The sequence below is a fragment of the Methylobacillus methanolivorans genome, from assembly GCF_044751345.1.
GTDB lineage: Bacteria > Pseudomonadota > Gammaproteobacteria > Burkholderiales > Methylophilaceae > Methylobacillus > Methylobacillus methanolivorans.
On the sequence record NZ_JBIWXY010000001.1, the window covers coordinates 720,808 to 734,660 of the forward strand.

Sequence of the window (13,853 nt, forward strand, 5' to 3'; positions counted from 1 at the left end):
AGCCGGGAAATCCCGGCTTTGATTATCTGTTATTAAAGAATGCAATATTGACACATCGGTCATTTACAAACGTCAATTCAATGGTTTTATAAGTTCGCTTGGCATCATACTTCACGAGGTCTTTGTAATACCACATCTCTACCTGATCTGGCTTTCCCTCTTTATCTGTAGGGCGACCAATCACCGTAGATGCATTGCTTGGCTTAACTGACTGTTCTTTCTTGAGTGGCTCACCTAATTGCTTAGCAACTACGCTACGCGTCTTGTTACCAAACGCACTCAGGAACTCTTCTTCAGTATAGGTTGTTTTTTTAGTCTCAGCCATCACCGGTGCAACGACCATGATAGATGCAAGCAAAGCACCCATGACCAATAAAAATTTCTTGCGCAATACCATTACAACAACTCCTTCTATCCTCTGTGTATCAGGCTTGTCCGTTAGTTTTGGCAAACCCTTGTCATTAAAAATCAGCTATTTCAAGCTTGAGTCCATCATACCCTACCTGCACTGAGGATGGCAGCATTTTGCTGACAGCTTCGTACTCCATTTCATGGGTCATATGGATGAGATATGTTTGTTTTGCGCCAATAATCGCAGCCTGCTCTAGACTCTGCTCCAAGCTAAAATGCGTGTAATGTGGCGTGTAACGCAAACAATCCAACAACAAGACATCCAGATCGTGCAGCAGTTCCAGTGAGGTTTCCGGAATCGCAGAAGCATCGGTCAAATATGCCAGCTTGCCTATACGGTAGCCATACATCTCCAATCGCCCGTGCAAGATAGGCACTGGCACAATTTGAGTGCCAAATAACTCGAACATCTGTTCAACAGGGTTAACACTGAGAATGGGCAAATCCCAATAATCCCCGGCTTCGCGAATGGCGTAGCCAAATTTATTGACAATATGTTCCATCGCATCAGGTTTTCCGTATAACGGGATTTGCTGACGCTGCTTCTGGCAAAACGCACGCAGATCATCAATGCCGTGCAGGTGATCCGCATGTGTGTGGGTATAGAGCACGGCATCAACATGCGAAATGCCTTCTCGCAAAGCTTGCAAGCGAATATCAGGGCCAGTATCAATCAGGATATTCTGGCCATGACTAAGGGTGATCAATGAAGAGCAACGGCTACGTTTGTTCTTGGGGTTGTCGGACATGCAAGTGGCACATTGGCAGCCAATCACCGGGGTTCCGGCGCTTGAGCCTACGCCCAGCATGGTCAGGCGCATGGGCGCGCATCCTTGAACAGGCGAAAGAAGTTTTCCGTAGTCGCCTGCTCTACTTCCTGATAGCTGATTCCTCGTAGATGAGCGATTTCCTCGGCAACGTAACGTACATAAGCAGGCTGGTTGAGCTTGCCTCGAAACGGCACCGGAGCCAAGTAAGGGGAATCCGTCTCCACCAAGACACGATCTAATGGTACAGCCTTGGCCACCTCTTTCAATGCCACAGCGTTCTTGAACGTCACAATGCCGGAAAAAGAGATATAAAATCCAAGCGCTATCGCAGCCTGGGCCACCTCCAGGCTCTCAGTAAAACAGTGCATGACGCCACCGACCTGATCTGCCCTCTCTTCGCGCATGATGCGCAAGGTGTCCTCTGCTGCATTACGTGTATGAATCACCAAGGGTTTCTGGGCGCGGATAGCTGCACGGATATGCAGACGAAAACGCTCGCGCTGCCACTCCAAATCGCCGGTTAGCCGAAAATAATCTAAGCCTGTCTCGCCAATGGCCACCACTTTTGAGTGTGCTGCCAGATTCACCAATTGGTCTTCAGTGAATAGCGGCTCATCTTCATAATCAGGATGCACGCCAACAGAAGCGTAAAAGTTATCATGTGCCTCAGCGACGGCTAGCACCTCGGGGAAATCAGGCAAGGTGACAGAGATACATAGCGCATGCCCGACACGTTCCTCCTGCATAGCGGCACGCAAGGCAGGTAGGTTTTGGCGTAACTCAGGGAAGTTTAAATGACAGTGGGAATCAACCAGCATAAATAAATACAATCAATAACTTGAAAAATAAATATAACCTAAGAGATTACATTGTATGTGTAGGGCGCTGCGACTTTAAAGCGTTACCTAGCAAGCCTTCGATCTGGTTGCGAGCCTGCAGACCACCCTCTTTCTCGCTTAACTGCACACCTATACCTTGTGGACGATTACCATGCGTCACCGGGCTGATCCAGATCACACGTCCCGCCACCTTGAGCTTGTCCGGACTATCCAGCAGGCTCAGCAACATGAAGACCTCATCGCCAATATTGAAGGCCTTATTGGTTGGAATAAACAAACCGCCACCCTGGATAAAAGGCATATAGGCAGCATACAAGGCTGCTTTTTCCTTGATGGCAAGCGACATGACACTGGGCTTTGCCGATTGCTTACCTACTGTGTCTTGCTCGCTCATGTTGACCTCTAGCTGGAAAACAACTTGCTGTACTGCAACAACAAATGCTCAAGTTGCAGCTCATTATTCAAAGGATGATTAGCCGAACGCCTTGCGTCATCTACCTGCCGCTGGAAGGCCAGCAACATGCTTAAGTCTACGCGCTTGCTCAAAGCCTGCAAAGCAGCAATATCGCGCACATGATATCTCACTGCTGCATTCAAGCTGACAGCCAGCAAGTCATACAGCCACTTCTGTAAAGCCGTCATGACTTCCTCCATGCCAATGGCAGAAAACTCACCAGCAGATGTAAAGGGATCAAGCCTGTGCCCCTGGGCAAGGCGTGTAGCGATTAACTGCACACGCTCATTGCCCGCATGAGCCAAGTCTGCGGCATTTAGAGGCGAACCACCGCTATAAGCAAGCCAGTAATCCCCCTGCTCCACACCCTGCTGCCCCAGCCATGCCAATGCTTCTTGCTCAGATGGGGCAGGCATTTCAAGCTGCTGGCAACGACTCATGATGGTTGGCAGCAGGCGCTGGGGATGACTGGTGACGAGGATAAACATCACATCCCCTGGCGGTTCTTCGAGCATTTTCAGCAAGGCGTTGGCCGACGTCTGGTTCAAAGCATCTGCCGGATGAATCACAACAATGCGTACGCCATCTTGTTGGTGGCTTGAAAGTTCAAGGAAACCTGCCAACTCGCGAATCTGCGCCACAGATATTTGCGAGCTCTTACGTACCGGTTTTTTAGTGGCAGGTGCAGAATCAGTGGCATCAGGTAATTCTTGCTCAGGCGTCAGCAAGCGATAATCAGGGTGACTATGTTGTAAAAACCAACTGCAACTAACGCAGTGACCACACGCATATCCTGCTTGATCTGGAGTTTGACACAATAGGGCCTGCGCCAAGGTGTTGGCAAAATCCAGCTTACCTATGCCTTGCTTGCCCCGCAGCAGTAAGGCGTGGTGCCTGCGCTGGCGTGACTGCTGCAAGCGCTGCCAAGTGCTGGCATGCCAAGGATAACGCTGGTCCGTCATGCACAAAACTTCTGCAGGATATCCACTACATCTTGCCTAACGGTATCTAGAGGGCGATTGCCATCAATCAGGCGAAAGCGCTGCGGCTGGGCTGTGGCACGGGCAAGATAACCATTGCGGATACGACGGAAAAACTCGGCACTCTCGCGCTCGAATTTATCGGGCGCCCTGGCAGCGGCCAAGCGCGCTACGCTGACCTCTACCGGCACATCAAACAATAGCGTCATGTCAGGCTGCAAGCCTTGCTGCACCCATGCTTCCAGGGTTTCCACCTTTTCACGCGGAACACCTCGCCCACCACACTGATAGGCAAATGAGGCGTCAGTAAATCGATCAGACACCACCCAGGCACCGCTTGCCAAGGCAGGCTCTATCACGGTCGCAATATGTTCGCGCCGCGCCGCAAACATCAACAAAGTTTCTGTTTCAGCGTGCATGCTCTCATGCAGCAATAGCTCACGGAGCTTCTCGCCCAGCTGGGTACCACCTGGCTCACGTGTGGATACCACTTCTAGCCCTCGCTCTTTTAAGGTTGCGATAATGCTTTCTATATGCGAGCTCTTGCCTGCACCATCCATGCCTTCCAGCGTAATGAATCTACCGCGCATTGCCGCCCTTCAATTGATAGCGCACCACGGCGCGATTATGTTCGTTGAGAGTCCGGGAGAACTGGTGGCTGCCATCGCCCTTGCCGACAAAATACAGTGTATCGGTCTTGGCTGGGTGCAATGCCGCCGTAATTGCCGCATTACCCGGCATGGCAATCGGTGTAGGCGGCAGGCCTGCCCGTGTATAAGTATTGAACGCGGTATCGCGCTGCAAGTCGCGCTTTCGTAAATTTCCATCGAATGCCTCGCCCAGCCCGTATATCACCGTAGGGTCAGTCTGCAAGCGCATGCCAATGCGCAAGCGATTGAGAAATACGCCGGCAATGACTGGGCGCTCACTGGCCTTACCCGTCTCTTTCTCTACGATAGACGCCATAATCAGCGCCTCATAAGGCGATGCATAAGGTAAACCGGCTGAACGTTGCTCCCAAGCTGCCTGTAGACGATTCTGCATCGCGAGATAGGCGCGCTTGAGAATATCCTGGTCACTCATGCCTTTACTGAAAAAATAGGTATCAGGAAAAAACAAGCCCTCTGGTAATTGACCAGCAGCACCTATATTGCGCATGATTTCTTCATCGGTATAAGCCATGGTGAGATGGCGCACCGAGTCATGGTTATTCAGCGCCTGGCGCATCTGGCTAAATGTCCAGCCCTCAATAAAGGTAATGCTATCCTGAGTAACATTGCCATTACTGAGGGTAATAAATAACTCATAAGGCGTCTGGCCAGACTCCAGCAAATAGTTACCTGCCTTGATCCCTCCTGCCATTTTCATGGCGCGCACAAGGAGTATGAAACTCCAAGGCTCATTTAACACGCCCTGATCGACCAATTGCTGGGAAATGGTACGCAGACTGCTGCCCATGCGCAGATCGAATTCAACTGTCTTGGTAGGAAACTGCAATGGGGTGGTAACGAAGTAAGCCATCCATGCAGCAAAGGTGATGACCAGCAAAGTCACCAGTACCAAAAAACTTTTCAATATGCGCATGCTATTCCTGCAAAAATTGCCGCAACCTGCCAGCCAATTGGCCCAACGGCCAGGTGCGACCATTGAAATCTACGACCTGCCAGACGCCATATAAGCTATTGCACATCAAGACCTCATCAGCATTCATCAACTCGGTGAGCGTCAACGATGTAATGGCTGGAATCAATCCAAGGCTGGGGGCGATAGCTAGAATACGTTGGCGGGTAATACCATCAACACCACAACGCTCCAGATCAGGTGTCGCCAATATTGTACCTGAGCGTATCAGGATATTGCTCATTACGCCCTCTATCACCAAGCCATCCTGATCCAGCATCACGCCTTCACTGATGACGGTATCACTCCACTCCTGCCTGGCAAGCACATTTTCCAATCGATTTAAGTGCTTGATACCTGCCAGCAAAGGTTGGTGTGCCAACCTGGTTTTACACAAGTATGCGCGTATGCCATGACTTGCATTACGGTCAGGGTAGAGTGGTAGCGAACTACGAATGACGATACGCGTAGGAATGGCATGATCCCCCACTGCATAGCCACGCTCGGCAATGCCTCGGGTCAAGATAAGCTTGGCAACACCATCGCCCTGATCCGCAAATAATCGGCCCAAATCCTCTTGCCAGCTAGCAGCTTCTGGGCAGGGTAAGTAGAGACGCCGACTATCCGCAAGCAGTTTGGCGTAATGTGCTTGCCATGCAATTGGCTGCCCATTGATGACGCGGATAGTGCGAAAGATGCCATCACCATAGGCAAGGCCTCTATCCAGCGGCGAAATCAAGGCATCAGATACACCATTGATCAGGAATGTCGTTGTGCTCATGGAAGTAGATGAAATCAACAGCCGTTCATGCTAAAGCATATGCACCAGCTTAGAAAGAATTTCTCTCCACAAAAGCTGTGGATAATTTTGTGGATGGACTTCGGAAAGCATGGCTAAACCACCGTCACCATTATAGTTTTCTGGAATCGCCCAGTTTTTAGGCAGATATTTTTTATTATTAATATCAATAACTTAAAAAAACATCCATATAAACAAGTAGTAAAGCCGACTTCTTACTGTCATATGCAACAAATCTGTGCATAAAGGCCCGTGGCTCTTATAAAGAGTGCACGGGCCTTTATGATTTTGCTTCATATTGAAGCAGGAAAATTAAATCTTGCGGAACACCAAGCTACCGTTTGTACCACCAAAACCAAAGTTGTTTTTTACCGCCGCATCAATCTTCAAATCCCTAGCTTCGTTAGCGCAGTAATCCAGATCACACTCAGGATCCTGATTGAAGATATTGATGGTAGGAGGCGAAATTTGATGATAAATGGAGAGCACTGTAAATACAGACTCCAACCCGCCTGCACCACCAAGCAAGTGACCAGTCATCGACTTGGTTGAGTTCACCACCAAGTTTTTGGCATGGTCACCAAATGCAGCCTTGAGGGCATTGGTTTCGTTCACGTCACCAAGCGGTGTGGACGTACCATGTGCATTCACGAACTGAATCTGGTCAGGATTAAGGCCTGCGTTCTTCAAGGCATTCACCACAGAGCGACGAGGCCCATCCATGCTCGGAGCAGTCATATGGTAAGCATCAGCACTCATGCCATAACCTACGACTTCAGCATAAATCTTGGCGCCACGCTTTTTGGCCGACTCATACTCTTCGAGCACCAATACACCAGCCCCCTCCCCGATCACGAACCCATCGCGGTCAGTGTCCCAAGGACGACTGGCCGTTGCGGGATCATCGTTACGGGTCGACAAGGCACGCGCAGCAGCAAAGCCACCCACACCGAGCTCTGTAATTGGTGCTTCGGCACCACCCGCCACCATAATGTCGGCATCACCATATTCAATCATGCGAGCTGCGTCACCAATCGAATGCGTACCTGTAGTACAGGCAGTCACGATGGCAACATTTGGCCCTTTGAATCCATACATGATGGAAAGGTTGCCCGAAATCATGTTGATGATGGTACCGGGAATGAAGAAAGGCGAGATTTTTCTCGGACCAGACTCGTGATAAATCTTGTCTGTATCCTCAATCAATTGCAGGCCACCAATGCCAGAACCGATGGAAACTCCAATCCGTTCAGCATTTTCCTCAGTCACCTCGATGCCCGCATCCTTCACCGCCTCAATCGCGGCCGCCATGCCGTATTGGATAAAAGTATCCATACGACGGGCTTCCTTGGCGGGAAGATATTGCGATACGTCAAAGCCCTTCACTTCACCTGCAATTTGCGAGGAAAAAGGGCTGGCATCGAATTTAGTGATGTTGGTGATACCGGATTGACCGGCCACAAGATTGGCCCAGGATGTTTGTACACCGATACCGACTGGTGACACAACGCCTAGGCCAGTTACAACTACCCTACGCTTGGACAAGGCGACTCCAAGTAAAAACGGAAATTGGTAAAAAAGCTTATTTCAGGTTTGCGTTGACGTAATCAATCGCTTGCTGAACTGTGGTGATCTTTTCGGCTTCTTCGTCAGGAATTTCGCAGTCGAATTCTTCTTCCAGCGCCATCACCAATTCCACGGTGTCGAGAGAATCAGCACCCAGATCGTCAACAAATGAGGAAGCGTTCTTAACGTCAGCCTCGTTTGCACCCAGTTGTTCGGAAACGATCTTTTTAACGCGTTGTTCGATGTCAGACATCTAAATTATTCCTTTCAAGTTAAGTCGCTTAAAAAAGCTCGGGCTATTCTATCAAAAGTCCCGAGGAATTCAAAAACAGAATGACTAAGTGATATAGCACGTCATGCATGGCATTAAGCCATGTACATGCCGCCATTCACATGCAATGTTTCACCAGTAATGTAACCAGCAGCCGATGATGCTAGGAAGCCAACGGCAGCGGCGATATCCGCAACATCACCAAAACGCCCTGCTGGCACGCGCTTCAATAGCTCTTCGCGCACATTATCAGGTAGTTCGCGTGTCATATCCGTATCAATAAAGCCAGGCGCTACGCAGTTCACGGTAATGCCACGGCTACCAACCTCTGCCGCCAGCGAGCGCGTAAATCCTGCCATGCCCGCCTTGGCTGCAGCATAATTAGCCTGACCAGGGTTGCCCATATGGCCGACCACGGATGAAATATTGATGATACGACCATTTCTCGCCTTCATCATCGGGCGCAAGACAGCCTGCGACATGCGATAAACCGACGTCAAGTTCGTTGCAATCACAGCATCCCAATCCTCGTCCTTCATGCGCATCAGCAAGGTATCGCGGGTAATCCCGGCGTTATTTACCAAGATACTGACATCGCCAAACTGGTCTGCGATGCTCTTCAATACAGACTCAACCTGGCCTGCATCATTGACATCAAGCGCCAAACCAATGCCACCATGCGCACTCAGCGCCTGCGTGATGTTGGCCGCTCCAGACTCGCTGGTCGCAGTGCCCACTACCTTAGCGCCTTGCTTTGCCAACGCCAATCCAATTGCAGCACCAATACCACGGCTAGCGCCAGTGACCAATGCAATTTGTCCTTCCAGCATGATGGCCTCTCCTCTTAATTTCTATTGATTGAATTGCGCCTGAGCTTCTGCCAGCGCTTCTTGATTAACCAACGCCAGACATGGCAACTCAGCGACTGTGCGCTTGACCAAGCCAGCCAACACCTTGCCTGGACCACATTCTGCACTCGCAACGACACCAGACGCATGTACAGCCTGTACCGTCTCAACCCAGCGCACAGGATTATAAAGCTGGCGTACCAAGGCATCTTTCACTTTGGCTGCGTCGTCATACGCAGCCACATCTGCATTATGTAGTACCGGAATTTGAGCAGATGCAAAGTCTATATCTTGTAGGTAACCCGCCAACTCGTCTGCCGCTGGCTTCATCAGCGCACAATGCGACGGCACACTGACTGGCAGCAACAAAGCACGTTTGGCACCCTTGGCCTTGGCGGCCTCGATACCACGCTCTACAGCAGCTTTGTGACCAGCAATGACCACTTGCCCCGGGGAATTCAGGTTAACAGCCTCTAGCACTTCCCCCTGTGCCGCTTCGGCACAAGCTGCGCGCACAGTATCGTCATCCAATCCCAAGACAGCTGCCATTGCGCCTACACCTTCAGCGACAGCACGCTGCATCACCTCGGCACGGAAACGCACCAGAGGCAAGGCCTTTTCATAAGACACAATGCCCGCGGCAACCAACGCCGTATATTCGCCAAGACTATGACCTGCAAATACTGAGGGCAGGTTTCCACCCTGGGCTTGCCATGCGCGCCATGTTGCCACACCAGCAGCCAGCATCAAGGGCTGGGTATTAGTCGTCTGGTTCAACGCATCGTTAGGCTCGGTCGCCATGCGCCAGAAATCGACACCTAAAGTATCGGAGGCCTCAACAAAGGTATCCTTGATGATGGCAAGATCACCAAATCCCTGCATCATGCCGACGGATTGGGAACCTTGTCCGGGAAAGAAAAAAGCAAATTTCATGAATGCGGCCTTTTTAGGTCGTAAGAAATCGTTTGAATTAGTACTTGATGAGCGCGGAGCCCCAAGTGAAGCCGCCACCAAAAGCTTCCATCAGGACTGTTTCGCCACGCTTGATACGGCCATCACGTATGGCAACATCCAGCGCCAGCGGAACGGAGGCAGCCGAAGTATTGCCATGCTGATCGACAGTCACCACCACCCTGTCCATATCCATGCCCAGCTTGCGAGCCGTGGATTGCAGGATGCGGATATTGGCCTGGTGAGGCACCAGCCAATCAATATCAGACTTCTGCATGCCATTGGCTTCTAGCGTTTCATCAACAATGGCATCCAGCGTATTCACCGCTATTTTGAATACGGCATTGCCTTCCATGTGAATCGTTTTACCATCGCCCCGGTTAGAAACACCGCTAGGTACATTAAGAAGCTTGGTATAACTGCCATCCGCATGCAAGTGGGTGGAAATGATGCCTGGCTGATCGCTAGCGCCCAGCACTACCGCACCAGCCCCATCACCCCATAAGATACAGTTACTGCGGTCAGTCCAGTCGGTAATGCGAGACATGGTTTCTGCGCCGACAACCAGCGCAGTGCGAGCCGAGCCGCTGCGAATAAATTTCTCTGCTGTCGCAATCGCATAAATAAAGCCGCTACACACGGCCTGCACATCAAATGCGGCAGCACCGGAATTACCCAGCTTGTGCTGCAACAAACAGGCTGTGCTAGGGAATACCCGATCAGGCGTCGTGGTAGCGACGATGATCAAGTCCACATCACCGGCAGCAATGCCAGCTGCCTCAAGAGCACGCTGTGCGGCATGGAATGCCAGATCACTAGTACATTGATCATCTGCTGCAATATGGCGTTGACGAATGCCGGTACGGGTGTAAATCCATTCATCAGTCGTGTCGACCATGCTTTCAAGATCAGCATTCGTCAGGATCTTTTCCGGCAAGTAGCTACCTGTGCCCAAGATACGCGAGTAAATGGTCATATACCCTCTTTTGTGGTTTCAACATCTTGTAAAGCAGCCTGTGGCTTGAGATGTTCAATTTCAAGTTGTTCTGTAATACGGCTCAATACACCACTACGGGACTCTTCTGCCGCAGCGCGGATAGCGTATTGAAAGGCCAGGCTATCGGCCCCACCGTGGCTTTTTACCACAATGCCACGCAATCCAAGGAAGGAAGCACCATTATAGCGACGCGGATCTAGCCTGCGCTTAAAGGCCTTGAGTACTGGTATGGAAACCAGCGCCATGAGCTTAGTCAACCAACTGCGCTTAAATTCTTGCACAAGGAAACGGTTGACCATCTGCGCCAAGCCTTCGGAGGTCTTGAGAGCAACATTGCCGACAAAACCGTCACAGACGACGACATCGGTAGTGCCTTTATAGATGTCATTACCTTCGATATTGCCATAGAAATTAAGATGGCTAGCACGCAGCAACTCACCAGCCTGCTTCACCACCTCATTACCTTTGATATCTTCCGAGCCGATATTGAGCAAGCCAACACTGGGGCGCTCCTTCTGCTCGACACAGGAAACCAACATGGCACCCATGATAGCAAATTGCAACAAGTGCTCTGGTGTGCAATCGGCATTGGCACCAAGATCCAGCATATGCACCGTTCCCTTCTGAGTCGGCAAAATGCCTGCAATCGCGGGCCTATCAATGCCTGGCAATGTCTTAAGGACGAATCGTGCGGTCGCCATCAAGGCACCGGTATTGCCAGCACTGATACATGCGTTGGCTTCACCACTCTTGACGAGATTAATCGCCACACGCATGGAAGAATCTTTTTTGTTCTTGAGTGCACTCTGTGGTGACTCATCCATGGCCACGACTTCGCTGGCATGATGAATCCGGAGACGAGGACCGATGACTGCTTGATGGGCAGCTAACTCCGCATCAATGACATCCTTCAATCCGACAAGAATGACGTTTAATTGGCTATCTTGCTTGATAGCGTTGAGCGCTGCGGGAATGGTGACATGAGGGCCATGATCGCCTCCCATCGCGTCGATAGCAACAGTTATATCCATGCTCACAATCGGAGGTTAAATACAAAAGCGCCAGCCGTGGAGGCTGGCGCATATACCTGAAAAACCAGGGAGATTACTCACCCTTGGCTGGCAATACCTTGCGACCACGGTAGTAGCCATTAGGGCTAACGTGGTGACGCAGGTGAGTTTCGCCAGTCGTTGGCTCAACAGCCAATGGTGGGTTTGTCAGGAAGTCGTGTGAACGGTGCATGCCACGCTTGGATGGTGACTTTTTATTTTGTTGAACGGCCATAATTTACTCCTAATTAAACTAATCGTTTTGGCTTTTGCCAGCTTTAAACCCTTTTAACACAGCAAAAGGACTTGGTTTTTCCAACTCAACCTTGCCAGCACCCACGCACTCTTTTTCAGCATGCTTAGGAGCCAATGGTAAGGTCAGCAATATCTCGTCTTCTACCAGGTCTATCACCGGCATTTGCGTTTCCGCCACCAAGTAATCCACCTCATCGTCATATTCATCTGAATCTGGCGATGGAATCGCGTCTTCACTGGTGACGATTACAAAATCTGCAGCCACATCCAGCGGGTATTCAAATGAATCCAGGCAACGCTGACAAGTCATCTTGAGCACACCATGCACTTCTAGATGAAGTGTTGGCTTACCTGACTTGTCCGCCCTACCAATCAAGGTGATCTCCAGCGAACCATTGGTATCGGCCAGATACTCACCCAGGCGAGAAAATCGCAAGAGCGGGAGTATATCACGAAACTCTTGCGCTTTTCTCGAGAAGTCGAGGCTGTTGATAACAGGCATATTGATTGCTTGTGCAGTCATAAGCCGCGCATGATATAATTTGCCGGTTTCCCTGTCAAAAATCAGTACCATTTTTCAGGTTTAGGTTTACTACGTGATCAAAAAAATTCTAATTGCCAATCGTGGCGAAATTGCCGTGCGCATCGTTCGCGCCTGCTCAGAGATGGGCATTAAGTCCGTTGCTATATATTCAGATGCTGACCGCCATGCATTGCATGTCAAGAAAGCTGATGAAGCTTATAACATTGGGTCGGATCCAGTATTGGGTTACCTGAATGCACATAATATAGTCAATTTGGCCGTTGCATCGGGTTGCGATGCACTACATCCGGGCTATGGCTTTCTTTCCGAGAATCCAGAGCTCGCAGAAATCTGTGCTCGTCGCGGTATCAAATTCATTGGCCCTGACGCCAAGGTCATTCGTCAAATGGGCGACAAGATCCAGGCTCGCACTGCCATGATCAAGGCTGGCATTCCCTGCGTGCCTGGCAGTGATGGCAACCTGGAAAATCTGGAAGAAGCGCGCAAGCTAGCCGCTAAGATCGGCTACCCTGTGATGCTAAAGGCCACTAACGGTGGCGGTGGCCGCGGCATTCGTCGATGCAATGACGAAAAAGAATTGCTGGGCAACTATGACCGTGTAATTTCAGAAGCCAGCAAGGCTTTCGGCAAACCTGAAGTTTTCCTGGAAAAATGCGTGGTAAACCCACGCCATATTGAGGTACAGGTGCTTGCTGACAGTCACGGCAACGTCATTCACTTATTTGAACGTGATTGCTCCATCCAGCGTCGCAATCAGAAGCTGATTGAAATTGCCCCATCGCCTCAGCTCAGCAAGGCACAACGTGAGTACATCGGCAATTTGGCAGTCAAGGCTGCCAAGGCTGTGGGTTACAAGAATGCTGGCACCGTCGAGTTCCTGCTGGACTCCGACAATAACTTCTATTTCATGGAAATGAATACCCGCTTGCAAGTTGAGCATACCGTCACGGAGCAAATCACCGGTATCGATATCGTGCAAGAGCAGATTCGTGTGGCCGATGGCCAGCGCCTGCAATACAAGCAATCCGAAGTGCAATATCGTGGCTTTGCCATGGAATTCCGCATTAATGCAGAAGATCCCAAGAACGACTTCCTGCCCAGCTTCGGCAAGATTACGCGTTACTATGCCCCAGGTGGCCCAGGCATCCGCATGGATGCCGCCATGTATAGTGGCTATGTCATTCCACCCTATTACGACTCCATGTGTGCCAAGCTCACCGTTTGGGCACTGAATTGGGAAAGCGTGGTCGAACGTGGCCGCCGCGCACTCAATGACACCGTAGTCTATGGCGTCAAGACAACGATTCCTTATTATCAGGAAATCCTTAAGCACCCTGACTTCCGCAATGCTCAGTTCAATACTAGCTTTGTAGAAGCGCACCCCGAGCTTGCCAACTATGCGACTCAGTTCCCCCGCGAACTGATTGCTGCGGCGATTTCAGCCGCCATAGCTGCCCACGAGGGTATCTGAGGCTTAATAATTAACACCTTGAAGTGGT

17 protein-coding genes are annotated in these 13,853 nt (G+C 50.5%); 1 reads left to right on the forward strand and 16 read right to left on the reverse strand.

Annotated features, from left to right (window positions below; genetic code table 11):
* Positions 1-22 precede the first annotated feature (22 nt).
* The 16 genes from ACIKP9_RS03300 to ACIKP9_RS03375 form a co-directional block, all read right to left on the reverse strand.
* Complete coding sequence (locus ACIKP9_RS03300; protein ID WP_400879250.1) at positions 23-397, reverse strand: hypothetical protein; 375 nt, start codon at positions 395-397, stop codon at positions 23-25.
* A 64-nt stretch (positions 398-461) separates the two neighbouring features.
* On the reverse strand, positions 462-1,232 hold the full coding sequence (locus ACIKP9_RS03305; protein WP_400879253.1) for an MBL fold metallo-hydrolase: 771 nt from the start codon (positions 1,230-1,232) through the stop codon (positions 462-464).
* Positions 1,223-1,999, reverse strand: a complete 777-nt coding sequence (locus tag ACIKP9_RS03310) for a TatD family hydrolase (protein ID WP_400879256.1) — start codon at positions 1,997-1,999, stop codon at positions 1,223-1,225. The genes ACIKP9_RS03305 and ACIKP9_RS03310 overlap by 10 nt, the downstream gene beginning before the upstream one ends.
* A gap of 46 nt (positions 2,000-2,045) precedes the next feature.
* A complete protein-coding gene (locus tag ACIKP9_RS03315) occupies positions 2,046-2,414 on the reverse strand; it encodes a PilZ domain-containing protein (RefSeq protein WP_400879259.1) in 369 nt (122 codons plus the stop codon).
* Between the two features lie 8 nt (positions 2,415-2,422).
* Positions 2,423-3,436: a DNA polymerase III subunit delta' gene (holB, locus tag ACIKP9_RS03320; RefSeq protein WP_400879262.1), complete on the reverse strand. Its 1,014-nt coding sequence runs from the start codon at positions 3,434-3,436 to the stop codon at positions 2,423-2,425.
* A complete protein-coding gene (tmk, locus tag ACIKP9_RS03325) occupies positions 3,433-4,044 on the reverse strand; it encodes a dTMP kinase (protein ID WP_400879265.1) in 612 nt (203 codons plus the stop codon). The genes holB and tmk overlap by 4 nt, the downstream gene beginning before the upstream one ends.
* A complete protein-coding gene (gene mltG, locus ACIKP9_RS03330) occupies positions 4,034-5,038 on the reverse strand; it encodes an endolytic transglycosylase MltG (RefSeq protein ID WP_400879268.1) in 1,005 nt (334 codons plus the stop codon). Before mltG ends, tmk begins: the two co-directional genes overlap by 11 nt.
* Before the next feature lies 1 nt (position 5,039).
* A complete protein-coding gene (pabC, locus tag ACIKP9_RS03335) occupies positions 5,040-5,855 on the reverse strand; it encodes an aminodeoxychorismate lyase (protein ID WP_400879271.1) in 816 nt (271 codons plus the stop codon).
* A 330-nt stretch (positions 5,856-6,185) separates the two neighbouring features.
* A complete protein-coding gene (fabF, locus tag ACIKP9_RS03340; RefSeq protein WP_400879273.1) occupies positions 6,186-7,418 on the reverse strand; it encodes a beta-ketoacyl-ACP synthase II in 1,233 nt (410 codons plus the stop codon).
* Positions 7,419-7,455: 37 nt separating this feature from the next.
* Positions 7,456-7,692 carry an acyl carrier protein gene (acpP, locus tag ACIKP9_RS03345; RefSeq protein ID WP_230347272.1) on the reverse strand — a complete coding sequence of 79 codons (237 nt, stop codon included), beginning with the start codon at positions 7,690-7,692 and terminating at the stop codon, positions 7,456-7,458.
* Between the two features lie 113 nt (positions 7,693-7,805).
* On the reverse strand, positions 7,806-8,540 hold the full coding sequence (gene fabG / locus ACIKP9_RS03350) for a 3-oxoacyl-ACP reductase FabG (protein WP_400879276.1): 735 nt from the start codon (positions 8,538-8,540) through the stop codon (positions 7,806-7,808).
* Between the two features lie 21 nt (positions 8,541-8,561).
* Positions 8,562-9,491, reverse strand: coding sequence for an ACP S-malonyltransferase (gene fabD, locus ACIKP9_RS03355; RefSeq protein ID WP_400879278.1), 930 nt, complete (start codon positions 9,489-9,491; stop codon positions 8,562-8,564).
* Between the two features lie 37 nt (positions 9,492-9,528).
* Positions 9,529-10,485, reverse strand: a complete 957-nt coding sequence (locus tag ACIKP9_RS03360) for a beta-ketoacyl-ACP synthase III (RefSeq protein ID WP_400879280.1) — start codon at positions 10,483-10,485, stop codon at positions 9,529-9,531.
* Positions 10,482-11,537 (reverse strand): phosphate acyltransferase PlsX, encoded by a 1,056-nt coding sequence (plsX, locus tag ACIKP9_RS03365; protein WP_400879283.1) that lies wholly within the window; start codon positions 11,535-11,537, stop codon positions 10,482-10,484. The genes ACIKP9_RS03360 and plsX overlap by 4 nt, the downstream gene beginning before the upstream one ends.
* 73 nt (positions 11,538-11,610) lie before the next feature.
* A complete protein-coding gene (gene rpmF, locus ACIKP9_RS03370) occupies positions 11,611-11,790 on the reverse strand; it encodes a 50S ribosomal protein L32 (RefSeq protein ID WP_230341835.1) in 180 nt (59 codons plus the stop codon).
* A gap of 18 nt (positions 11,791-11,808) precedes the next feature.
* Positions 11,809-12,333: a YceD family protein gene (locus ACIKP9_RS03375; protein ID WP_400879287.1), complete on the reverse strand. Its 525-nt coding sequence runs from the start codon at positions 12,331-12,333 to the stop codon at positions 11,809-11,811.
* 73 nt (positions 12,334-12,406) lie between these two features.
* Here ACIKP9_RS03375 and ACIKP9_RS03380 point away from each other — a divergent pair, with 73 nt between their 5' ends.
* On the forward strand, positions 12,407-13,825 hold the full coding sequence (locus ACIKP9_RS03380) for an acetyl-CoA carboxylase biotin carboxylase subunit (RefSeq protein WP_400879290.1): 1,419 nt from the start codon (positions 12,407-12,409) through the stop codon (positions 13,823-13,825).
* The last annotated feature ends 28 nt before the right edge of the window (positions 13,826-13,853 follow it).